Origin of the sequence: Pseudomonas sp. Teo4 (genome assembly GCF_034387475.1) — a bacterium.
Lineage (GTDB): Bacteria > Pseudomonadota > Gammaproteobacteria > Pseudomonadales > Pseudomonadaceae > Aquipseudomonas.
This window is the reverse complement of the sequence record NZ_JAXCIL010000002.1, coordinates 857,162-880,136: the sequence shown is the minus strand read 5'-3', so window position 1 is coordinate 880,136 and position 22,975 is coordinate 857,162. Positions and strand designations below refer to the sequence as shown.

Annotated in this window: 19 protein-coding genes; 12 read left to right on the top strand and 7 right to left on the bottom strand. The window is 62.3% G+C overall.

Features of this window, described 5'->3' with window-relative positions; genetic code table 11:
- The first annotated feature begins 4 nt into the window (after positions 1-4).
- The 7 genes from PspTeo4_RS20325 to PspTeo4_RS20295 all read left to right on the top strand — a co-directional run bounded on the left by PspTeo4_RS20325 (position 5) and on the right by PspTeo4_RS20295 (position 7,129).
- Positions 5-1,420 carry an MBOAT family O-acyltransferase gene (locus PspTeo4_RS20325; RefSeq protein WP_322365747.1) on the top strand — a complete coding sequence of 472 codons (1,416 nt, stop codon included), beginning with the start codon at positions 5-7 and terminating at the stop codon, positions 1,418-1,420.
- A 9-nt stretch (positions 1,421-1,429) separates the two neighbouring features.
- The gene (locus PspTeo4_RS20320; RefSeq protein WP_322365746.1) at positions 1,430-2,566 is read left to right on the top strand and encodes an alginate O-acetyltransferase AlgX-related protein; all 1,137 of its coding nucleotides are present in this window, start codon (positions 1,430-1,432) and stop codon (positions 2,564-2,566) included.
- 189 nt (positions 2,567-2,755) lie between these two features.
- Complete coding sequence (locus tag PspTeo4_RS20315; protein WP_322365745.1) at positions 2,756-3,655, top strand: TauD/TfdA family dioxygenase; 900 nt, start codon at positions 2,756-2,758, stop codon at positions 3,653-3,655.
- 18 nt (positions 3,656-3,673) lie between these two features.
- Complete coding sequence (locus PspTeo4_RS20310; RefSeq protein ID WP_322365744.1) at positions 3,674-4,693, top strand: ABC transporter substrate-binding protein; 1,020 nt, start codon at positions 3,674-3,676, stop codon at positions 4,691-4,693.
- A 6-nt stretch (positions 4,694-4,699) separates the two neighbouring features.
- Positions 4,700-5,563, top strand: coding sequence for an ABC transporter ATP-binding protein (locus tag PspTeo4_RS20305; protein WP_322365743.1), 864 nt, complete (start codon positions 4,700-4,702; stop codon positions 5,561-5,563).
- Positions 5,564-5,577: 14 nt separating this feature from the next.
- Positions 5,578-6,441 carry an ABC transporter permease gene (locus tag PspTeo4_RS20300; RefSeq protein ID WP_322365742.1) on the top strand — a complete coding sequence of 288 codons (864 nt, stop codon included), beginning with the start codon at positions 5,578-5,580 and terminating at the stop codon, positions 6,439-6,441.
- Positions 6,442-6,844: 403 nt separating this feature from the next.
- Positions 6,845-7,129, top strand: a complete 285-nt coding sequence (locus tag PspTeo4_RS20295) for a HigA family addiction module antitoxin (protein WP_322365741.1) — start codon at positions 6,845-6,847, stop codon at positions 7,127-7,129.
- A gap of 6 nt (positions 7,130-7,135) precedes the next feature.
- On the opposite strand, the gene PspTeo4_RS20290 is transcribed toward PspTeo4_RS20295, so the two are convergent.
- Both PspTeo4_RS20290 and PspTeo4_RS20285 read right to left on the bottom strand, forming a co-directional pair.
- Positions 7,136-8,923 carry a monovalent cation:proton antiporter-2 (CPA2) family protein gene (locus tag PspTeo4_RS20290; RefSeq protein ID WP_322365740.1) on the bottom strand — a complete coding sequence of 596 codons (1,788 nt, stop codon included), beginning with the start codon at positions 8,921-8,923 and terminating at the stop codon, positions 7,136-7,138.
- A 121-nt stretch (positions 8,924-9,044) separates the two neighbouring features.
- Entirely contained in the window at positions 9,045-10,019 is a 975-nt protein-coding gene (locus PspTeo4_RS20285) for a GlxA family transcriptional regulator (RefSeq protein WP_322365739.1), read from the bottom strand.
- 180 nt (positions 10,020-10,199) lie between these two features.
- On the opposite strand from PspTeo4_RS20285, the gene PspTeo4_RS20280 reads away from it, so the two are divergent.
- Both PspTeo4_RS20280 and ycaC read left to right on the top strand, forming a co-directional pair.
- Positions 10,200-10,592 (top strand): AraC family transcriptional regulator, encoded by a 393-nt coding sequence (locus PspTeo4_RS20280; RefSeq protein WP_322365738.1) that lies wholly within the window; start codon positions 10,200-10,202, stop codon positions 10,590-10,592.
- Between the two features lie 74 nt (positions 10,593-10,666).
- Positions 10,667-11,293: an isochorismate family cysteine hydrolase YcaC gene (ycaC, locus tag PspTeo4_RS20275; protein ID WP_004375560.1), complete on the top strand. Its 627-nt coding sequence runs from the start codon at positions 10,667-10,669 to the stop codon at positions 11,291-11,293.
- A gap of 28 nt (positions 11,294-11,321) precedes the next feature.
- Here ycaC and PspTeo4_RS20270 read toward each other — a convergent pair whose 3' ends face one another.
- Positions 11,322-16,403 (bottom strand): AAA family ATPase, encoded by a 5,082-nt coding sequence (locus tag PspTeo4_RS20270; protein WP_322365737.1) that lies wholly within the window; start codon positions 16,401-16,403, stop codon positions 11,322-11,324.
- A 245-nt stretch (positions 16,404-16,648) separates the two neighbouring features.
- Here PspTeo4_RS20270 and PspTeo4_RS20265 point away from each other — a divergent pair, with 245 nt between their 5' ends.
- A complete protein-coding gene (locus PspTeo4_RS20265) occupies positions 16,649-17,641 on the top strand; it encodes a response regulator (protein WP_322365736.1) in 993 nt (330 codons plus the stop codon).
- Entirely contained in the window at positions 17,638-18,009 is a 372-nt protein-coding gene (locus PspTeo4_RS20260) for a response regulator transcription factor (protein ID WP_322365735.1), read from the top strand. The genes PspTeo4_RS20265 and PspTeo4_RS20260 overlap by 4 nt, the downstream gene beginning before the upstream one ends.
- Before the next feature lie 48 nt (positions 18,010-18,057).
- Here PspTeo4_RS20260 and PspTeo4_RS20255 read toward each other — a convergent pair whose 3' ends face one another.
- Entirely contained in the window at positions 18,058-18,312 is a 255-nt protein-coding gene (locus tag PspTeo4_RS20255; protein WP_322365733.1) for a DUF2790 domain-containing protein, read from the bottom strand.
- 152 nt (positions 18,313-18,464) lie between these two features.
- Complete coding sequence (locus tag PspTeo4_RS20250) at positions 18,465-19,952, bottom strand: YifB family Mg chelatase-like AAA ATPase (protein WP_322365732.1); 1,488 nt, start codon at positions 19,950-19,952, stop codon at positions 18,465-18,467.
- A 255-nt stretch (positions 19,953-20,207) separates the two neighbouring features.
- Here PspTeo4_RS20250 and PspTeo4_RS20245 point away from each other — a divergent pair, with 255 nt between their 5' ends.
- Positions 20,208-22,223: a DUF4034 domain-containing protein gene (locus tag PspTeo4_RS20245; protein WP_322365731.1), complete on the top strand. Its 2,016-nt coding sequence runs from the start codon at positions 20,208-20,210 to the stop codon at positions 22,221-22,223.
- Positions 22,224-22,247: 24 nt separating this feature from the next.
- On the opposite strand, the gene PspTeo4_RS20240 is transcribed toward PspTeo4_RS20245, so the two are convergent.
- Entirely contained in the window at positions 22,248-22,676 is a 429-nt protein-coding gene (locus tag PspTeo4_RS20240; protein WP_322365730.1) for a TOBE domain-containing protein, read from the bottom strand.
- Positions 22,677-22,701: 25 nt separating this feature from the next.
- Positions 22,702-22,965 (bottom strand): accessory factor UbiK family protein, encoded by a 264-nt coding sequence (locus PspTeo4_RS20235; RefSeq protein ID WP_322365729.1) that lies wholly within the window; start codon positions 22,963-22,965, stop codon positions 22,702-22,704.
- Between the last annotated feature and the right edge of the window lie 10 nt (positions 22,966-22,975).

Sequence of the window (22,975 nt, the reverse complement as noted above, 5' to 3'; positions counted from 1 at the left end):
GACCATGGTTTTCGCCTCGCTCGAGTTTCTGCTGCTGTTCCTACCTGCGTTCATGCTGGTCTATGCACTGGCGCGGCCCTCGGGGCGAAACCATGTACTGCTGATTGGCAGCTGGTTCTTCTATGGCTGGCTGAGCCCGGCGTTTCTGCTCCTGCATGTGGTGCTGACGGTGCTCGGCTGGGTGGGCGGCCTGCTGGTGGCCGCAAGTGGAGAGACTTCAAGCAGGCGAAAGCGCCTGCTGGTGGCGCTGATCGTCGTCAACACCCTGGTGCTGTGCTGGTACAAGTACGCCAACATCGTGGCTGCTACCTTCAACGAACTGCTCAGCACCCATGGTGCGATGCCCTTCGAGTGGCAGAAGGTGGCGTTGCCGGCAGGGCTTTCGTTCATTGTCCTGCAAGTCATTTCCTATCTCGTCGATGTGCATCGCAAGGTGGTGCCGGTGGAGCGCAACTTCGCCAATTTCGCCACTTACCTCGCCATGTTCGGCCACTCCATTGCCGGTCCTATCATTCGCTACGACTGGGTACGGCAGGAGCTGCGCCAGCGCTACTTCAACCCGCTGAACTTCGCACTCGGCGCACGGCGTTTCATGATCGGCATGAGCATGAAGGTGCTGGTGGCCGATAGTCTGTCGCCGTTGGTGGGGGTGGCATTTGCCCAGGAGTACCCATCGTTCGTCGATGCCTGGATCGGCTGCCTGGCTTATTCGCTGCAGCTGTTCTTCGATTTCGCCGGTTACAGTGCCATGGCCATCGGCCTGGGCCTGATGCTCGGCTTTCACTTTCCGGAGAACTTCAATCACCCGTACTGGGCGCGCAACATCCAGGACTTCTGGCGCCGCTGGCACATCTCGCTTTCCAGCTGGCTGCGCGACTATCTGTACATCGGTCTGGGCGGCAACCGTCTCGGGGTGTGGAAGACCTACCGCAACTTGTTCCTGATCATGGCGATTGGCGGTCTGTGGCACGGTGGTGACAGCTGGAACTACCTGCTCTGGGGCTGCGCCCACGGTATTGCGCTTTGCATCGATCGGGCCTGGTCCCGCGCCGGGTTGCCAGACCTGCCAGCCTGGTTGGCGCACACTGTGACATTGCTGTTCGTCTGCCTGGCCTGGACCTTGTTCCGCGCGCCAGACTTCGCCACGGCGCTCAGCCTGTATGCGGGGCAATTCGGCTTGCATGGTTTTGCGCTCGGCGATGCCCTGGCAGCCACTCTGCGACCCGTTCACGGTCTGGCTGCGGGCCTTGGTGTACTGTGCCTGCTATTGCCGCTGTTGCAGGCCCACGCCGTGCATCGTCTTGGCAGCTACTGGGCGTTTCGTGCCGTAGGTGCGGTCTGGCCGGTGCTGGGCTTTGCCCTGTCGTTCGCGCTGATCGCCAGCCGCGAAACCGTGCCGTTTCTCTACTTCCAGTTCTAGGGGGCGCCCATGTCGAAGAAAGATCCTGCCCTGGAGCCCGTGCCGCCCAGCCCGATGATGATGCGCCTGAGTCCTGTGGCAGGCGTGAGCCTGTTTGCCTTCATGCTGGCAGGTTTGGTGGCGTGCCTTTGGGCCATGTTCAGCGGCAAGGTAGACCTGTGGCCTGAGCACCTGGGGTGGGAGGGTGTACGCGATGGCGAAATCACCCATCATATCGCCCATGAACTGTCTAACGTTTCGCTGGCAAAGCGCGCTGCCGACCTGGAGCGGGCCTTCAGCTGGCTGACCGTGGGTGATACCGGCCCGCGTGTGCGCAGCGGTTGCCCAGGCTGGCTGTTCCTGGCCGATGAGACGCGCCTTTACCCCCACGCCCAGGCCAATGCCGAGGCGCGGGCAAAGAAGGTAATGGCCGTGCGGGACTGGCTGGCTGCACGCAACATCCGCCTGCTGGTGCTGCTGGTGCCGGACAAGAGCCGGATTGCCGCCGAGCAGTTGTGCGGCATCACGCGTGCCCTTTCGTTGGCAGGCCGCCTGCAGCAATGGAATGCCCGCTTGCAGCAGGCCGGCATCGTTACGGTCGACCCTACTTCAGCACTGCAGGCGCTGGGCAGTTCGGCGTTCCTGCGTACTGACACCCACTGGAGCGAGCAGGGTGCAGAGGCAGCGGCTCGCCAGTTGGCCGCCGCTGTATTGGCCTCGGGCATCAGCCCTTCGCCGGCGCAGGCTTCGGTTCGCACGCTGTTGCCTGAGGCCCGTCGACCTGGTGACCTGGTGCGTCTGGCTGGTCTCGACTGGTTGCCCGAGCGCCTGCAGCCTGCCGGTGAGATGGTGGCTGCGTCTCGCTTCGAGGTGCAAGGCGATGCGACGGCGGGAAGCGAGGCTGACCTGTTTGGTGACAGCCAGTTGCCCAACATCGCCCTTATCGGCACCTCGTTCTCGCGTAACAGCAATTTCGTTCCTTTCCTTGAGCAGGGCATCGGCGCCAGCGTAGGCAACTTCGCCAAGGATGGAGGCGAGTTCTCTGGCGCCGGGAAGGACTACTTCGCCAGCGAGGCATTCAAGCAGACACCTGCGCAGTTGCTGATCTGGGAGATCAACGAGCGGGACCTGCAGAAGCCGTTCAGCGATGATATGCCGCTGCGTTAGCGGCACTTGCTCTTCATATCGTTATTCGTTAACGGTATTTAAATTATTTTTCTTATACCTTTATAGTCGCTCTCACTGCGTACCCGCCGACCAATCGGCGCGCCGCACGACTTGAACCCACACGGGAAAACCCCGTGCGTTTCTGATCGTCGCGCGCCCTTGAAGTCGCGCACTGCGTGGGAGTGAAACATGTCAGCCGCCTCGAACGCCTTGTCGTCCATCGACAGCGCCCAGCCGCAATTCTTCGAAATCCGTCCGTTCCCTGGTGCCGTTGGCGCCGAGATCATCGGCCTGGACCTGGCCAAGCCCGTCAACGCCGAGGATTTCAGCCGTATTCACCGTGCCCACCTTGAGCACCATGTGCTGGTGTTCCGCGAGCAACGCATCAGCCCTGACCAGCAGATCACCTTCAGCCGCCGTTTCGGCGAGCTGCAGATCCATGTGCTCAAGCAGTTCCTGCTGGCGGGCCACCCGGAAATCCTGATCGTCTCCAACATCGTCGAAGAGGGCCGCAATGTAGGCCTGGGCGATGCCGGCAAGTTCTGGCACTCGGACCTTTCGTACAAGGAACTCCCCAGCCTCGGCTCGATGCTCCACGCCCAGGAACTGCCCAGCGAAGGCGGCGATACGCTGTTCGCCGACATGCACAAGGCTTGGGACGCAGTGCCTGAAGCACTGCGCAAGGTGGTCGAGGGCCGTAGCGCCGCGCACTCCTATACCGCCCGTTACGCCGAGACCAAGTTCGAAGGCAACTGGCGCCCGACCCTGACCGCCGAGCAACTGGCCCAGGTGCAGGAAGTCATCCACCCGGTAGTGCGCACTCACCCGGAAAACGGCCGCAAGGCGCTGTTCGTCAGCGAAGGTTTCACTACCCGCATCGTCGGCCTGCCGGATGACGAAAGCCGCGACGTGTTGCAGCAGCTCTACGCCCTGAGCGTGCTCGAGCAGAACATCTACCGCCACCAGTGGCAGCCCCATGACCTGGTGTTCTGGGACAACCGCTCGTTGATCCACCTGGCAACCGGCTGCCCCGCACACCTGCGGCGCAAGCTGTACCGCACCACCATCCAGGGCGATGCCCCGTTCTGACGACTGAGGAAACACATCATGCGCAAATCCATCAGCCGCTTGGCGGCAAGTATCGGCCTGGGCGCGAGCCTGGTCGTCGGCAGCCTGGCCGCCCCCGCGGTGGCCCAGGCCGAAGGCAAGATCCGCATCGCCGAGCAGTTCGGCATCGTCTACCTGCTGTTGAACGTGGTGCGCGACCAGCACCTGATCGAGAAGCACGGCAAGGAGCAGGGCATCGACATCGCAGTCGACTGGGCCCAACTTTCCGGCGGTGCCGCAATCAACGATGCCTTGCTGTCCGGCTCGGTGGACATCGCTGGCGCCGGCGTCGGCCCGCTGCTCACTGTCTGGGACCGCACCAAGGGTCGGCAGAACGTCAAGGCCGTGGCCTCGCTCGGCAACTTCCCGTACTACCTGGTCAGCAGCAACCCCAATGTGAAGACCATCGCCGACCTTTCCGACAAGGACCGTATCGCCGTGCCGGCCGTGGGCGTTTCGGTGCAGTCGCGCTTCCTGCAATACGCCGCCGCGCAGCAGTGGGGCGACAAGGAATACAACCGCCTGGATAAGTACACCTTGGCCGTTCCGCACCCGGATGCCACCGCAGCCCTGCTGGCTGGCGGCACTGAACTCAACGGGCACTTCTCCAACCCGCCGTTCCAGGATCAGGTGTTGGCCAACAAGAACGTGCACGTAGTGCTCAACAGCTATGACCTGCTCGGCCCCAATTCGCCGACCCTGCTATTCGCCACCGAGAAGTTCCGCAAGGACAACCCGAAAACCTACAAGGCCTTCGTCGATGCCCTGGCCGAGGCGGCGGATTTTGCCCAGAAGGACAAAGCCGCAGCTGCCGACACCTACATCCGCGTGACCAAGGCCAAGATCGACCGTGACGCGCTGATCAAGCTGATCGACAACCCGCAGTACGAGTTCACCGTTACGCCGAAGAACACCTACAAGCTGGCAGATTTCCTCTACCGCGTCGGTGCCATCAAGAACAAGCCGGAGTCGTGGAAGGATTACTTCTTCCAGGACGAACGCCCGCTGCAGGGGAGCTGACCGACCATGACCGCCCCATTGCCAGGCCACACGGCCAGCAACCTGAGCCGTGTCGCGACACCACCACTGCTGCAGGTGGATAACCTCAGCCTCGAATACTGCACCGCGCAACGCGTGGTGCGGGCCACCCACCAGGTCAGTTTCGAAGTCGATCGTGCTGATCGCTTCGTTCTGCTCGGCCCGTCCGGTTGCGGCAAGTCCACCTTGCTCAAGGCTGTGGCCGGGTTCATCGAGCCCCAGGAAGGGCAGATTCTGCTGCAGGGCCAGCCGGTCAAAGGCCCCGGCCCTGACCGCATCGTGGTGTTCCAGGAGTTCGACCAGTTGCCGCCGTGGAAGACGGTGAAGCAGAACGTGATGTTCCCGCTGCTGGTGTCTGGCCAGCTCAAGCGCGCCGAGGCCGAAGAGCGCGCCCTTCATTACTTGGACAAGGTCGGCTTGGCAGCATTTGCCGATGCCTACCCGCATACCTTGTCGGGTGGCATGAAGGCGCGCGTCGCCATCGCCCGGGCATTGGCCACCCAGCCCAAGATCCTGCTGATGGACGAACCCTTCGCCGCGCTCGATGCACTGACCCGGCGCAAAATGCAGGAAGAGTTGCTGCTGCTCTGGGAAGAGGTGCGTTTCACCTTGCTGTTCGTCACTCACTCCATCGAAGAGGCACTGGTGGTGGGTAACCGAATCCTGCTGCTGTCGCCGCACCCAGGGCGAGTGAGGGCCGAAGTGCACAGCCACCAGTACGACCTCGGCAGCCTTGGCGCCGCCGACTTCCAGGCCAGCGCCCGACGCATCCATCGTTTGCTGTTCGACGAGGCGGATGCCCCGGAGCAGGCCGCCGACCTGGGCTTCAACGATATTCGCATCGCTTACTGACAGGAGCTTCAGCCATGACCACTACACCTGTACGTCAGGAATATGAGGTGCAGCTGGAGCCGCTGCTCAGTGTGCCTCTGGAACGCCAACTGCCGCTGGCCCAACGCCTGTGGCAGCTGGGCTGGTTGCGCAAGGCGGTGATTCTTGTCGTCATCGCTGCCGTGTGGGAAGCCATCGCCCGCTACCAGGGCAACGACCTGTTGCTGCCAGGCTTTCTGCAAACCTCAGCGGCCCTGTGGGACGGCATGCTGAGCGGCGAACTGCCGGCCAAGGTCGGGGTATCGCTGGTGGTGTTGCTCAAGGGCTACGTGCTGGGCATCGTCCTGGCGTTCGGCCTGACCAGCCTGGCTGTGTCGACCCAGCTCGGGCGCGACCTGCTCGGTACATTGACCTCGATGTTCAACCCGCTGCCAGCCATTGCCCTGCTGCCCCTGGCCTTGTTGTGGTTCGGGCTGGGTGACAACAGCCTGATCTTCGTTCTGGTGCACTCGGTACTCTGGGCGCTGGCGCTGAACACCTATGCCGGGTTCCTCGGTGTCTCCGACACCCTGCGCATGGCTGGGCGCAATTACGGGCTCAAGGGGTTGCGCCTGGTGCTGCACATTCTGGTGCCGGCGGCGTTGCCGTCGATTCTATCGGGCTTGAAGATCGGCTGGGCGTTCGCCTGGCGCACCTTGATCGCGGCCGAGCTGGTGTTCGGTGCCAGCAGTGGCAAGGGTGGGCTGGGTTGGTACATCTTCCAGAACCGCAACGAGCTTTACACCGACAAGGTGTTTGCGGGGCTGGCCGTGGTGATCCTGATCGGGTTGCTGGTGGAAGGGTTGGTGTTCAATACCCTGGAGCGGCTGACTGTGCGGCGTTGGGGGATGCAGCGCTAGAGTGTTGGTTGTGGAAGCAAACCCTGTAATGGCAGGCTTCTAGGAGTAATCCTACGACGCAACCAGAAGGTACGAAGGCGCCAAGCAAGCTCGTTGAGAAGACACTGGTGAACATAGAGATTGCCGACGTACCGTGTTGTCAGCAGGGATTGCCCAAACTCGCTGAGTCGAGGGCCTTGTAGGAGCAACTGTCTTGCTCAATTTCTAAAAGCTGGCGCGATCCCTGTGGGAGCGGGCTTGCCCGCGAACACGGGCGAAGCCCGTGCCATCCACTGCAGTGTCTTCTTCGCGGGTAAACCCGCTCCCACAGTGGCCACTATTCCTTGCGCGACAGCGCAGCCCGGAAAGGGCTTGGTGATCTCCTCCAGAATCCAACGTATTGCTCCATGGGAGGCTAAAGCCAATGCCTATGCACAATCCGCCCCATCCTGGTGAGTCCCTGCGCGAAGATGTTCTGCCCGCAATCGGCATGAGCGTTTCGGCGCTCGCTCGTCATCTTGGCTACTCACGGGGTCAGTTATCCACAGTGCTCAATGGCCATGCAGCCATCTCTGCCGACCTTGCCTATCGTCTTGAGCTGGCAGGGCTTGGTGATGCTCGTCAGTACCTGGCTGAGCAGGCGGCCTACGATTTGTGGCAAGCCGCACATCGTGAGCACCCTCAAATTGCGAAACTGGCTTTCGCCTGAAGCCGGTCAATCCGCATCCGAGTCGAACAACCGCTCAAGCTCCACCCGCGCCTCCTTGGCGGTCTGCATCACCTTGGCCCGGTCGTCACGCACCTGACCCTGGGCAATCAGCACCTCTTCATCGTGCTGGGTGAAGCGTTCGATGCGGTTTGCCGCCTGCTCATCGCTCAAGCCCAGCCCCACCAGGGCGCGGCGTGAAAGCTCAAGGCTCGAGTAGAAGGTTTCGCGAATCGGTTCGGCACCCACGTCCACCAGTTTGTGAACATGCTGGCGGTTGCGCGCTCGTGCCAGCACCTTCAGGTGGGGGTACAGGCGCTTCACATGCTCGGCCATGCGGGTCGTGGTGTCCGGGTCATCGGTAGTGATCACGAAGTACTCCGCCTCGCCGACCTTGGCCGCATGCAGCACCTCAGGGCGCAGCGGGTCGCCATAGAATACCGGGGCCTGCTCGAAGGTGCGGGTCATCTCGATGGCATCCACCGAGGTGTCCAAGGCAATGAACGGGATCTTCTGTGCCCGCAGGATGCGCGAAACGATCTGCCCCATGCGGCCCATGCCGACAATCACCACACGCGGTGTGCCCGCGTCGATGGTCTTGTACTGTTCAGGCACCTCACGCGGTGGCTGCGGGCGTTTCAGTGCGCGGGCGCAGCCGAGCATCAGCAGCGGCGTGATGGCCATCGACAGGGTAATGGTCATCAGCAGCAGGTCGTAGGTCTGGGCGTCGAACAGGCCTTGGTCCTTACCCAGCTTGAACACTACGAAGGCAAACTCGCCACCGGCCGCCAGGACCATGCCCAGGCGCAGGGCGCTGGTGCTGTTCAGGCCACCGGCCAGGCGACCCACCACGATCAGCAGCGTCAACTTGACTGCCACCAGCAGCAGGGTCAGGCCCAGCAGTACCAGCGGCATTTCCAGCAGCAGGCCCAGGTTGGCACCCATGCCAACGCTGATGAAGAACAACCCCAGCAGCAGTCCTTTGAACGGTTCGATTTGCGACTCCAGTTCGTGGCGGTATTCCGAGTCGGCCAACAGCAGGCCGGCGAGGAAAGCGCCAAGGGCCATGGAAATACCGGCTTCCTCCATCAGCCAGGCGGTGCCGATCACCACCAGCAGTGCGGTGGCGGTGGATACCTCTGGCAGGCCGGTGCGGGCCACGATGCGGAACAAAGGGCGCAGCAGGTAGCGCCCGCCGACGATGACCGCGGCAATGCTGGCAAAGACTTTGAGGCCATGTTCCAGGCTGTCGCCATGGCTGGTGTCCGGGCCACTCGCGGCCAGCAGCGGCACAAGGGCGATCAAGGGAATGGCGGCGATGTCCTGGAACAGCAGAATGGCGAACGCCAGGCGACCGTGGGGGGCATTGAGTTGCTTGGTCTCGGCCAGGCTCTGCAGGCCAAGCGCGGTGGACGACAAGGCAAGCCCCAGGCCCAGCACCATGGCAGCGGGCAATGACTGGTCGAAACCATACAAGGCGATGGCTCCGATGACCGCGCCGGTCAGCAGCACCTGTGCGGTACCTACGCCGAACACCGATTTGCGCATCAGCCACAGGCGCCGAGGCGACAGTTCCAGGCCGATGATGAACAGCAGCAGGACGACACCCAGCTCGGAGATATGGGCAACGCTTTCGGTGTCGCGGATCAGCCCCAGCGCCTGCGGGCCGATGGCCACGCCCGCCAGCAGGTAGCCGATGACGGCGCCCAGTTGCAGGCGTTTGGCCAAGGGCACAGCGATAACGGCGGCGAGCAGAAAGATGACGGCGGTTTGCAGCAGGCTGCTTTCATGTGGCATTGGCTCGGACTCCATGAGCTGCCTGGGCAGCGACGTACAGTGTGAAGGCCAATTTTGCAGACTGTAATGGCGTCAGACAATCCCGCGCATCGGCGACACATTGTCTCTTTCTGGGAGACAATCAGTGCCCGCCAAACTGCGCCCGATACTGTGCCGGTGTCATGCCGATCCGCTCGCAGAACACTTTGCGCATATGCCGGTCACTGCCGAACCCGCATTGAGCCGCCACCACTTTCAAGGGCAGGTCGCTCTCTTCCAGCAGCTTGCGAGCCCGATCTATGCGAGCGTTCTGCAGGTACTGCAAGGGTGTGATGCCCACTTCGCGCTGGAAGGTGCGGGCGAAGTTGCGACTGCTCATGGCCACCCGTTCGGCCATTTTCTGCACCGTGAATGGCTGCTCGATATGATCGACGATGTAGGCCTGAACACGCGCGATCGGTGTGTCGTCCCGGGGTACTGCCGCTAACAGCGGCCCATAGGGCGTCTGTCCGCCCTGGCGATGGCGGGCTACCAGCAACACCTTGGCAACCTCCAGGGCAAGCGCCTTGCCATGGTCTTCCGCCACCACGGCCAACGCCAGGTCGATACCTGCGGTGATGCCGCCGGAAGTGATCAAATTGCGATCAATCACGTAGATCTGCTCGGTCTCCACTTTCGTTTCGGGAAAGGCATGAGCCAGGCGCTCCACGTAATTCCAATGGGTCGTGCAGCGATAGCCATTCAGCAGCCCGGCACGGCCCAACAGAAACACACCCGTACAGATGGCGCCAAACCGTTTGGCGCTGCGCACAGCCTGAGGTAGCCAGCGCTCCAGCGCTGGCAAGGCGACGTCGTAGGCCCCAGGGCCACCCGGCACCAGCAGCAGGTCGACAGCGGCGGGCAAGTCTTCGAGGCGTGCGTCGGCTACGGCCTTCAACCCACAAGAGCCGCGCACTGCAGCTTGCCCTTCGGCCACGGTGATCAACCGGTATTGCCGGTTTTCGGGCAAGAACCGGTTGGCGATGGCAAAGGCATCCAGAGGGCCGGTCACATCCAGCAAAAGCACATCATTGAACAACACCATGGCCACGGTGCGGTGAGCACGATTTTCCTGCATACCTTTCTCGCCTTGATACGAGCCACCCAAAGGGGGCTGACTGCTGAACACGAAACTCATCTTAGGGTATCGGTATTGCGCGGCGGGCCAGTAGTGCAGCTTTAAGAACTATTAAGGTTTGGCTCAGGACTTTGTCATGTGCCGGGCGCGAGACTTTCCCCATTGAACAGGAGAGTCGCCATGCACCCCCGAACGGTCCACGACAGCCTGCACCAGGACACCTGCCCACCCGGCGCGCTGACCCCCGCACGCCTGCGTCAGGCCAAGGAGCTGATGCTGCGCAGTTCATTGTCGATCATCGAGATCGCCGGGGTTTGCAACCTCACACGCAGCCACTTTTCCCGAGCCTTCAAAGTCAACACAGGCCTCTCGCCGCAGGCCTGGCGCTTGTTGGCGCGTATGGAAAAGGCCAAACGCCTGCTGGCCACCGAGGCACCCATCACCCATGTCAGCCTGGAATGCGGTTTTTGCGACCAGGCCCACTTTACCCGGGCATTCAGTCGCCTGGTCGGGCAACCCCCGAAAGCCTGGCGGCTGGCGGCCAAAGCCGAACCCATCGGCGTGCATTCTTAAAACCAAGGTATCCGTCGGTATAGCCATGTGCGGACAGTACCGGCCCGTGTCACCCAACCCAAGGAGTCACTCTCATGAGCCAACCGGATTACAAGCGCCTGAACAAAGACGACGCCGTCGTGCTGCTGGTCGACCACCAGACCGGCCTGATCTCGCTGGTGCAGGATTTTTCGCCCAACGAGTTCAAGAACAATGTCCTGGCCCTGGGCGACCTGGCGAAGTTCTTCGGCCTTCCAACCATCCTCACCACCAGCTTCGAGCAAGGCCCGAACGGCCCGCTGGTACCCGAGCTCAAGGAAATGTTCCCAGATGCCCCATACATTGCACGGCCGGGCCAGATCAACGCCTGGGACAACGAAGACTTCGTCAAGGCGATCAAGGCGACCGGGCGCAAGCAACTGATCATCGCCGGTGTAGTGACCGACGTGTGTGTGGCGTTCCCGACCCTGTCGGCGCTGGCTGAGGGCTTTGAGGTGTTCGTGGTCACCGATGCCTCGGGCACCTTCAACGAGACCGTACAGCAGGCTGCTTGGGTACGCATGACCCAGGCCGGCGCGCAGATGATGAACTGGTTCTCGGTGGCGTGTGAGCTGCACCGCGACTGGCGCAACGATATCGAAGGCCTGGGTAACCTGCTGTCGCAGCGCATTCCCAACTACCGCAACCTGATGAATAGCTATGCGGCGTTGAGCGCCCGCTGATCTGAGCTAATCGCCGGCAAACCGGCTGCTACACGGGGGGATGCTGGATCGGTACGCTGAATCTGATCCGGCATCCCCCCAGTTCCGACACCTGGGCCTGCAAGCGCCCACCATGGGCCTGCACCACCGAACTGCAGATCGCCAGCCCCATGCCCAACCCACCCGCCTTTGACGTATAGAAGGCCCCGAAAACCCGTTCCCGTTCCTCAGGCGCAATGCCTGGGCCGTTGTCATCCACGCAGATTTCCACCGCATCGCCCACAACCGCTGATGAAATGCGCAGCAGCCCGTCGTTCCGGTACCCCGCCAGGGCCTCCAGTGCATTGGTGATCAAGTTGTACACCAACTGCTGCAGTTGCACGGGGTCTGCCATGACGCCAATCGCCGCGTTCAGCCGGGTGCTCACCTGCACCCCGCACTTGAGCGCGTCCGAAGAGGTCAGCCGTACTACTTCAACCACCAACTCATCGAGTTTCACGGTCTTGCGCTGTATCGGCGACTGCTTGGCCAGCGAGCGCAACGCCTGAACGATGTTCGCGGCCCGCTCGCTGTCGGCGCGAATGTCTTCCAGGCCGGCGATGGCTTCAGCCAAGTCAGGCTCGCCGCGTTTGAGCCAACGCAGGCTGGCTGCGGCGTTGGAAGCTATGCCCAGCAGCGGCTGGCTGATTTCGTGGGCAATGGATGCCGACAGTTCGTTCATCACTTGCAGGTGTGCGCTGCGGGCAAGTTCGGCACGCGAGCGGCGCAATTCGGCTTCCATCTGTGCGCGGGTCTGGTTGTCTTCCGCTAGGCGCGTGTAGAACTTGGCGGTTTGAAGCGACACGGCGGCCTGCGAGGCGAGGATCTCCAGCATGGCCAGGCGCTGGCTGCCGAACAGGTTCGGCACCAGGCGGTTCTCCAGGTAAACCAGGCCGATCAGCACGCCTTGGATAACCAGTGGCAGACACAGTACAGAACGGGCACCCCGGACCTGCAGTTCCTGGCGGAAGGCCTCCGGGCAATCGCTCAAGGCGTCGTTGAGCATCAAGGGCTTCTTGGTGCGCATGGTGGCATTGATGATCGACAGCGGCGCCTGAGTCATGAACTTCTGGCAGTTGTCCAGCGTGACATGCAGGCCCGCGTCGTCGATATAGGCAAGGGCCGCCATCTGGAACTCGGCACCGCTGACGATCAGCAGTACGCCATGGTCGGCGCCGGAGTGCTGGGTAAGGTGGCCCATCAGGGTTTCGATCAGCCCCTCCAGCAACACTTCTTCGGACAACGCCCTTGCCGCTTCGATGCCGACCTCCAGGTCCAGCCTGGCTTGGCTGGAAGAGCGGTAGGTTTCCTGGACCGGCTGGGTGCGCAGGAACGGGTGCAGGGTCTCCAACTGACGGACTTTGCCCGTCGCGCCCCAGATGTGGAAGCAGTCCCGGGCGATGCGCAGGTGCAGGTTGGCGCCGGAAATCAGGCCACTGGGTATGCACACTTCGGCCAACTGCTCGTGGGCCAGTGCCTGTTCATGGATGAACCCGGCGGCGGTGGCGGCGATCTGTGCCTGGTCGAAGCAGCGGATGGCGGCCAGGCCATCACCGTTGAGCTTGGCGATGACGCCCTCGATCAACAGCAGCTTGTTGCGGAACGTGATGGGGTTGAAGTGGGCCCATTGGGCAAAGCGCTCGCGCAGTTCGCCCAGGGTCGACAGTTTCATTTCAAGTGTGCCGGGCGTTTCCGGGCTGCCCAAGGCCAGACCGCGGAACAGATGGTAGTCGGCCAGGTTGATGTGTGCCGGGGCAGCCCAGGCGTGTTCGCCGACATCATCCAGGCAGAGAACGGCCTTGTGGATTTCGCCCAGGTAGAACGCGGCCATGCCGGTGTATAGAGCCTGGAAGAAGCGTGTTGTTCTGGACGTGGCGATTGCGTCCGGCACCGTGGCTGTCGTGCCCGACGCCAGGCCGCCTCGGCAAGGCTCAGCTGCGCTCATGCTGGTGATGAAGTGCCGTTGCGCCAGCAGGATGTCTTCGATATCCCGGTAACCGTAACGGCGCACAGTGCCAAGGCCCTGCTCCACCTCGGCAGCAACAGTCTGCAAGTGGTGGCCCATGAACAGCGAGTCAGATACCAGATGGTTGCAGGCATAGCAGGCCATGGCCAGGTCACCACTCAGACGTGCCGAGTCGATGGCCTCCAACGCCGTGCGTCGAGCGAACTCCATCGGTGCGGTCCAGGCACTGACTTGGTCCAGCGCGAGCAGGGCGCTGGTCAGGTCGGACTCGAAGCCATGCCGCTCGATCAACTTGAGCGCTGCCAGGCAGTAGGCGTGCCCGTCATGGTAGGCGGCGAAGCGTTCGGCGTTCATGACCCCGAACCAGGCCAGGCCGTAGGTGCTCCCCGGAGCCACGCCGTGGATCAGAGTCAGCTCCATGATCTTGGCCAAGTGCAGGCAGCAGAGGTCATCCTGTACGAAGAACGACGAGGAGAGGGTCGTCAGTAGCTCGATTGCGATGATCGCGTGCTCGGCTTCGGCTTTGGGCAGAGATTCGAGGCAGTGACGGCCCTGTTGCTCGATCAGGCCGCGCACGCGTGCGTACTCGGCCTCAACGTGTTCCGGGTCGTTGCCGCGCGCCAAGGTGATCCCGAGCAGGGCAAGCCCGGCAAGCGCCGCTTCGATGGCGGGTTCGTAGTCGGACCGCAAGGTATGCAAGCGTGCCTTGAGCTTGCACACACGGGCATGCTGCAACGGCGTTCGAGCGCGCTGTCGGCATTGTTCGATGCGAGCCTCGGCGTCAGGCATGCGCGACATCAGCATGTCGCACTCTGCCGCCAGGCAGGCGAAGGCAAATGCTTCGGTTTCAGTGTCGTGCCCCAACAAGGCTTCGCCGGCTGCGAGGTACCCAGCAGCCTGTTCGAATGAGGCGCTGTCGCGTGCCCGTAGCGCGGCGTCTTGCAGCAACTTCAGGAATGCAGCGCAATCGTTTGCCATTAAGACCAAAGGGCTGGCGCGCTGCACCTGGTTGGCGATCTCGAACACGGCGCTGTGCAGGTCGTCTTGCCAAACCTGGTGCATGGCCATGGCGATGCGTGCATGCTGCGTTGCTCGATCATGCAGAGGCGTCAGCTCATAGGCAGCTTGCATGACGCGATCATGGGCGAAACCCAGGCCTTTCTGGGTTGGCAGCAGGAAGCCCGCATCCACCAGCGCCTTGAGTTGTTCATCAAGACAGCTCGCGTCGGTGGGCAACACCTTTTCCAGCAGTCGTTCATCGCAACGGCCGCCCGCAGCGCTGGCAAGGCGCAATACATCCCGCTGGGCCGCTGGCAGGCGTGCCAGGCGGTCAACCATCAGGTCGGCGACGTTGTCGGCATAGCGGTGCTGCGACACGGCCTGTAACGACCAGGTCCAGCGCATGGTCTGGGTGTCGAAGGTTAGCAGGCCATCTTCGACCATGGCTTGCAGTATCTGGTTGATGAAGAAAGGGTTGCCAGCCGTCTTGGCGTGCACCAGTTGCGCGACCTGCATCGCTTCTTCGGGGGGCACGTGGTAGCGCTCGCCAATCAGCTCCATCACCGCACCAACAGAGAGCGGGCGCAAGTCGAGGGTTGTACAGCGTATTAGCTCAGGGCGAGTGGGCATGGTGTTGCCTGGCGATGTGTCGTTGCGCCGGGCGAAAATCAACAGCAGGCTGGCGGGGGGATGGGCGAGCAGCTCTGCCAGCAGGTGCAAGGTGGCGCTGTCGGCCCATTGCAGGTCATCGAAGAACAGCACCAGCGGGTGGCCGGGGCGGCTGAACACCCCTAGAAACTCGACCACTGCCCGCAGTTCTTTCTGTAACGCCAGACGCGTGGGTTTTTCCGGCAGTTCCGCCATCGGCCCGATGATCAGTTGCAGGTCAGGGGCCAGCTTGCCCAGCAACCGCCCGCGGCCTTTGAGGCGGCGCAGGATCTTATGCCGTAGCGAGGCCAGGTCTTCGCTGTTCTTGGCCAGGAGCTGCGTGGCCAGTGAGCCGAGGATTTCCAGCCACGGTGCATAAGGCACCGCTTGCTCCAGGCTATTGCACTTGCCAGTCGCCCAATAACCTTCGGCGCAAGCCTTCAGCGCGGCATTGACCAGGCTGGACTTGCCCATGCCGGTGGCCCCGTTGATGAGCAGCATCTGGGGCTTGCTGTCTCGGCGCAGGGCCTTGAACAGCAGGGCGATGGTTTTCAGTTCGGCCGCGCGCCCATGGAGGCGCTCGCGACTGGTTGATATCGGGTCGGCGCAGCCCGGCTCGAAGTGATCGAGTGTGCCTTTCGCTGCCAAATGACGCTGGCAATGGGCAAGTTCAATCGCCAGTGCCCGTGCGCTCTGGTAACGGGCGTCGGGTTCCTTGGCCAGCGCTTTGTCGAGTACCTGGCTCAGAGCCTGGGGTACGTTGGCGTCGACTTCGCAGGCCGCTCTGGGCTGAACGCCGGCGTGCAATTGCCGCCAGTGCGATTTGTCACGGCCAGCCAACGGTAATTCGCCAAGGAGCAGCTGGTAGAGGATCGCGCCCAGAGCGTAGATGTCGCTGCGCCGGTCGCTGCTGCTGCCATGGGGGCAGATCTGTTCAGGGGCGAGGTAGGACCAGTTGCCGACAGGGGTCTCCTGTTCGCTGACCAGTTCGGGAGGGTCGGCATGAAAACCACCGATCTTTACACTCAGGTCGTGTTGGACGAACACATGGTGTGGTTGCAAGGCACCATGCAGCACATTGCGTTCATGGGCCTGGGCCAATGCGGTGGCGGCGTTGGTCGCTACGTCGAGGAACGTCGGCAGTGCGGCTGGTCCGAGGTCAATCAGGTCTTTGATCGAGCGGCCTGCCGGGTAGATCAGCAGCGGACCTTCGGCAGAGCGGACAAAGGCAGAGGGCAGCACGGCCCAATGCGGGTCCAACTGCAGCCGGTAGTTGCGCTCGAGGCGCTGGCAAGCGGCGGGGGCTTCGAGAGGTGCGCGAATAGCCACCCAGGCCTGGCCCGTGCTGTGGTCGCTCAGGCGGAAGTAAGTGAGATCACCTTCCTGGCCCAAGGGCGTGATGTCACAGCGGCCCAGCCAGCCGTCATCGATCGACTGGTCGTAATCGATGGGCCTGTGAGCGAGGCGTTCATCGAGCATCAAGCACCCCCTGCTAGCGACATCCAAGGGCGCGAGTATACGCAGCGCAGCTCTGCTGAAAGCTTCATGCGACCGGCTTGGCAGGAACGGGAACCATCTTGACCGTTATCAGCACCTGGGTGGAGGTGGGTGCTTGTATAGTCCAAAGACGAACCTATCCCTCGGGATAATTGTATGAACGTGGATGCTGGCCTAGATTGCACGGGGCTGCGCAACCGCCCGGACCCGCGAGATTCGAGAAGACCATGATCCGAATAGGCAATGCCCAGGTGTCGCTGGAGCGGCGGGAAGCGTTTCTGGACGGCAAGCCGATGCCCTTGGGTGGGCGTGCATTCGAGGTGCTGGCGACACTGATCCGGGCTAATGGTCGGGTGGTCGGCAAGGACGAGCTGTTCAGCCAGGTCTGGGCCGGTACGGTGGTGGAAGACAACAACCTGCAAGTGCAGATCTCGCTGCTGCGCAAGGCCTTTGGCGACCGGGGCTTGATCCAGACCATACCCCGCAGGGGCTACCGGCTGGCGGCGGAAATGTCCAACGATGTGCTGGCGCCGGTACCCGGCAAGTCGCCGCTCTCAATTGTCGCCGGGCCGCCGGTGGACGACAGTGGAACCGTGCTGGTACTGGTGGTGGATGACGACCCGTCAGTGCGCACGGCCCTTGGTCGCTTGTTGCGCGCCGAGGATATTCCCCATCGGCTGTACGCTTCGGCGGAGGAACTGTTCGAAACGCCGTGCGATACACCCTATGCCTGCCTGTTACTGGACATGAACCTGCCCGTTGCCAGCGGCCTGGACGTACAGCAGGCGCTGCACAGGCTTGAGCTCCCCTGGCCGATTGTTTTCATGACCGGGTACGGCACCATTCCCATGACGGTTCAGGCCATGCGTGCGGGCGCCGTGGAATTCCTCACCAAACCCTTCGATGAGCACAAGCTGCTTGAGCTGCTGCAGTCGGTGCGTGCGCGTGCCTTGGCGCAGGGGCGCGAGTGGTGGCATGTACGGCAGGTTCGCGAAAAGTACGGGCGCCTGACCCAGCGCGAGCGGCAAGTGTTCTCACTGGTGGTCGGAGGACTGACGCACAAGCAGATTGCCAAGGCCATCGGCACCAGTGAAGTCACCACCAAGGTTCACAAGAAGAACATCATGAACAAGATGCAGTCGCGCTCATTGGTCGAGTTGGTCGCCATGCACCATGTCATCGATGCGGGCGCTCGCTGTGAAGATCAGGGCGCTGCATGAGCGGCTGGGTGTGCATTGTCGACGACGATGCGTCCGTGCGCAGAAGCCTGGCCAACCTGTTGCGTTCGGCCGGGTTTGACACGTTGCTGTTCGGTTCAGGCGAGGAGCTGCTGGCGTCGCCACAGGCGCGTCAGGCGGGGTGTGTCCTGCTGGATCTGAAAATGCCTGGCCTGACAGGGCTGCAGGTGCAGGGCGAACTGGCGAGGTTGGGCTGGCGCTTACCGGTGATCTGCATGTCGGCGCATTGGGATGACGCGGCGCTGGAGGCCTCCATGCGTAAGGGGGCGGTGGCCTGCCTGGGAAAACCGTTCAATGAAGACGTACTGCTGAGGGCCGTCGAGGCCGCGTTGGTCTTGAACTTGCCGTGAGCATGAACGAACCAGGCCGCCAAAGGGGCCTGGTTCTGCCGGTGCGCATCAATTCTGGTTGGCAAGCGTGGTGTTGGGTTGGCTGTAGCTCAGGGTACGGACCTGGCCGCTGCTGTCGCGGTAGGTCATGGTGGCTGTAGCGGTATGGCCTTGAGCGGTGGCTAGGGTTTGCACGGCGATCACCTGGGCGATATCCAGCGCCATGCCGTAGTGGTAGGGCGTTGCTTCAACGGGCTGGGCGAAGGCGCCGGTACTGGTGACCAAGGCGACAGTGGCGAAGGTGAATGCTTTGCTGAGGGTCATGATCGTTCTCCAGGTTCAGTGAGGTTGGCGACGACTGCTTGCTGCCTGGAGTTAATATTGCGCTCAATTAATTAGCGCGCAAAATAAAATACAACTATCACTGACATTGAGTGTGCTCATCGCCTTTCAGGGCCGTGCTTGGGTGGGTAGGGTCAGGTGCTCGGACGATACTGCAGGGCTTCGGCCAGGTGAGACCTGGCGATCGACTCGGTTTTTTCCAGGTCGGCCAGCGTCCGGGCCACTTTGAGCAGGCGATGCGCGGCACGCAGGGACAAGGTCAACCGTTCGCAGGCACTTTCCAGCCAGGCTTGGTCTGGTGCTGTGAGCTGGCAGTGACGGCGCAGACCATCGAGGTCGAGGAAGGCGTTCGCACAGCCTTGGCGACGTTGCTGTTGCTCACGAGCTTCAGCCACGACGCGGGCGACTGTGGCGCTGGTGTCGCCACAGGGGTGGCTGTTGAGTGTGGTGCTTTCGCGCGCCACGGTCAGATGCAGATCAATGCGGTCGAGCAATGGGCCCGACAGTTTGTTGCGGTAGCGCTGGATCTGTTCGGTGCTGCAGCGGCAGCGACCGGTAGGGTCGCCAAGGTAGCCGCAAGGGCAGGGATTCATCGCCGCCACCAGCTGGAAACGGGCAGGGAAGCGCACTTTGTCCTTGGCGCGGGCAATGACGATCTCGCCGGATTCCAAGGGCTCGCGCAACACCTCAAGCACCCGTCGCTCGAACTCTGGAAGCTCGTCAAGAAACAACACCCCGTGGTGGGCCAGTGTAATTTCGCCAGGTTGCGGCCGACTGCTGCCGCCCACCAATGCCGGGCCGGACGCTGAGTGGTGAGGGTGGCGGAACGGGCGCTGCGGCCAGCTTTTCAGGGGCGTGTGCCCACTGATCGACCGAATGGCCGCCACCTCCAGGGCTTCTTGCTCGTCCAGTGGAGGTAGAAGCCCGGGCAGGCGGCTGGCGAGCAGCGTCTTGCCGGTGCCGGGTGGCCCGGTGAACAGCAGGTTGTGGGCTCCGGCAGCCGCGAGCAGCAATGCCCGCTTGGCGGCTACCTGGCCTTGTACTTCGCTGAGGTCGGGGTAGGGACGGCTGTGCAGCAGCAGACCATTGGCGGCATAGGGTGGCAACACGACCTGGCCGTTGAGGTGGGCAACCAGTTCCAGCAAGTGCCCTACTGCGTAGACCACCAGGCCACCTGCGAGGCTGGCTTCCTCGGCATTTTCCTGGGGTACCACCAAGGCTCGACCCGCCTCGCGCGCTGCCAGTGCGGCGGGCAATATCCCCTGTACCGGTCGCAGCTTTCCCGACAACGCCAGTTCGCCCAGACACTCGATTTCGCTCAGGGCCTGCACCGGTACCTGGCCGTTGGCGGCGAGGATCCCCAGGGCAATGGCAAGGTCGTAACGGCCGCCATCCTTGGGCAGGTCGGCTGGCGCCAGGTTCTGGGTGATACGCCGGGCGGGGTAGTCCAGGCCGGAGTTGACGATGGCACTGCGCACCCGGTCCTTGCTTTCCTTGACCGTGGTTTCGGGCAGGCCGACCAGCGTGAGATTGGGGAGGCCATTGGCCAGGTGAGTTTCGACACTGACGGCCGGTGCCTGCACACCCACCTGGGCGCGGCTGTGGACAAGGGCTAGGGACATGGGCACTCCATTGTCATTGAAGGCGCCGCTTCCTGCGGCATTCGCCAAGCATAGTGAGCTCGAGATAGACAGGCGGCAGAAGAGTGCGTCGAAGTTTTGCAGGGCAGGTGTTTCCACTGCGCTTTCACACAAACTGACAATAATGGATCCAATTTTCTTTGCGCAGCGCAAGGTGATGGCTTAGTGTTCAACGGCCACTGGCGTTGTCATCGGACGACAACGCGGCTTCCAAATGGACTTCCAAGGTAAAGCCCTGTGCAAACACTCACTCGCACCCGTCAGGACATCCGCGAACTGGTGCAGGCCAATGCATTCGTTGAACTCAACGGCTACTTCGACGCCCTCGAAGCGTGTTGGCTGCAGGCACCGCCAGGTGAGTGCCCCACCTATTTGGAGGCACTTCAAGGGCACATGCTGGCGAATTCGGGCGCGCAGGGTGACAAGGCCCTGACTCAGTTCCTCAAGGCCTGGATCGACGCCTGCCCCAAGGCCTATCACCCGCAGGTAGCGATGGGTTTTCACTGCTTCAGTCGTGCCCGTCACATACAAGGGGTCGACAGTACTGACGAAGTTAGCGAAGAGCGCTGGTTGGCGGCCGAACAAGTCTGCGAAATCGGTGCGGTATACCTGTTGCGAGCCATGGCGGTATCCAAAGTGCCGGTGGCGGCCGCTATCTGCATGCTGCACATGAGTGCGCATTTTCGTGAGCCAGGGTGGCTGAGCGAACTGCTGCATGGCCAGCCCGCACGCTACAGGCCCAGCGCCCACCCTGATGTGGAGGTCCAGGAGGCGGCGGCGCCATTTCTGGTGCGCTACGGATTTGCCCCGCTGCTCGAACTGCCTCAGCTCCTGCCGTCCTGCCTGACGGTACGGTCGGCGTGTTGGGATGAAACTGCGCAGCATTACTGGCTGGGCCACGCCTTGCGCTGGTTTGCGGGTTGCTTCGAGGCGGTCGAGGCTTATGCCACCTACTTGCTGCCCCGTTGGGGTGGAGGCCTGCAGGCACTTGAAGATCTGGTTAGCGGGCCCGCATGCGAGGGCTGGAGTGAAGCACAACGAAATGCCATCCGCTGGACGTTTTTCTTTGATGGCTACCGTGCCGATCAGAATCGCGAAAATGACAGGTGGCAGGGCATCTTCAACAACTGGTGGCTGCGTGAACTCCGGCCCAGAGAACGTGCCATGCTCTTGGCCCGACGGGGCGCATGGCGGCGGCAAGCACTTCACGACCCTGCTGGTGCCATGGCCGACTTCGTTGCCAGTGTCGAGCTGTGCCCCGAGCATTGCTTCTCGCGGGGTGGCGCAGAACCCTTTTACAACTTTGTCTGCCTCGTTGTACTGCACGGTTTGCAAGACAACAGGCAGTCGTTGCGCATCGCTATCGAGTCTCTGTGTGACAGTCGTATGCTTACCGCTGCCTGCGCGCTGCGAGCTGTAGGGCACCAATTCGGGTTATGGGGCTTTGCCCGCTCCTTCGAACAGGCCTCCGGTTGGCTGGATGCCGCTGTGAACCGTCAGTTCGGGAATGAAGGTCAGGGCTTTGACATTCTGGAGGTGCCACGCCTTTTATGGGCGGGACAGTTGCACGAGCCTGCCTGTTTCTTATTCGAGCAATGTGCCGAGCGCAGGCTGCCCGAAGCCGCCATGCGTCTCTGCGATCTGCATCGAGGAGGGCTGGACGATACGCCGGAATGCTATCTGGACGACGAGGCTGCAGAGCACTGGCTGATGCGTGCCGCGGCTTTGGGAAGCCCTCAGGCTACATACGAGGTGGCGTTTCGGCGCATGATGGGTGAAGACCTGAGCGAGCGTAGTGCGATGTTGTCGGTCAGGCGGCTGTTGCTGGAGGCCTTGGGCCACGATCAGACAGATGCCCAGGCGCGACTGCAGTTGGGCATCTTGTTGCGCCAGTTTGGTGAGTCTGCTGAGCGTGAAGAAGCTGTCAGCTATTTACTTGACCTGGTACAGCATGAAGATGCTGGCATCGCTGGGCGTGCCTGCGCGCAAATGGCGCTGGCTTGGATGCAAGGGCACGGCACTCGCAAGCAAAGCCGCTTCGCTGCCATCGAGTGGGTGAGCAGGGCAGCCGCCTTGCTGCCGGGCAATCCGGAAGTCGAAGAGATCCAGAGCGCGATCCTCAACTCGCACAGCGTGTTCAAGACGCTGTTCACGGTATGCGGTGCGACGCTGTTTCGCGGCACTCTTTACCCAGATGAACTACCGCCGACTGCAGCGGCCCCTTCGCGGGACCGCCTGCGGGCCTCGGCATGACGCCAAGGCCCGCGAGCCGCTTTCTCAGGGCTTGGCGCCGAGAATGATATGCGACGCCTTGATCAGCGCGGTGGCTTTGACGCCAGGCGCCAGGCCCAACTCCTGTACCGCTTCTCGGGTGACAATGGCGTACACCTCGGTACCACCGGCCAGCTTCAGCACCACTTCGGCGTTCACCGCGCCGTCGCCCACTCGGGTCACTACGCCTTCCAGGGCGTTACGCGCAGAAAGCTTGTAGCCAGCGGCATCGGTCAGCAGCACCACCCATGGCGCCTTGACCAGCGCCACGGCCTGCTTGCCAACATTGATGTTGAGGTTATGCAGGCTGGCCATGGTCACCACTGCCACCAGCTTCTCTCCGCCGCCAAGGGTCAGTTCGACCTCGGCGTTGACTGCACCGGGTTGAACAGCGCTGACGGTACCTTCGAAAACATTGCGTGCACTGACTTTCATGGTGAAACGCTCCGTGTGTCGATTGTTATTCCTGGGCAGCTGGCGCCATCCGTGCTTCCAGCTCGGCGACCTGTTTTTCCAAGGCCTCCAGGCGAGCGCGGGTACGGGCCAGGACGACCATCTGACTGTCGAACTCATCGCGGCTGACCAGGTCCAGCTTGCTGAAAGCGCCCTGCATCAGCACCTTGAACTGGCTTTCCAGTTCGGCGCGGGGTTGGGCGGTGTCGCTGCTGAAAAGGCGCGAGGCCTGGTCGCTCAGGGCGTCGAGAAAAGCTTTGGGCGCGAGCATGTTCGGCTGT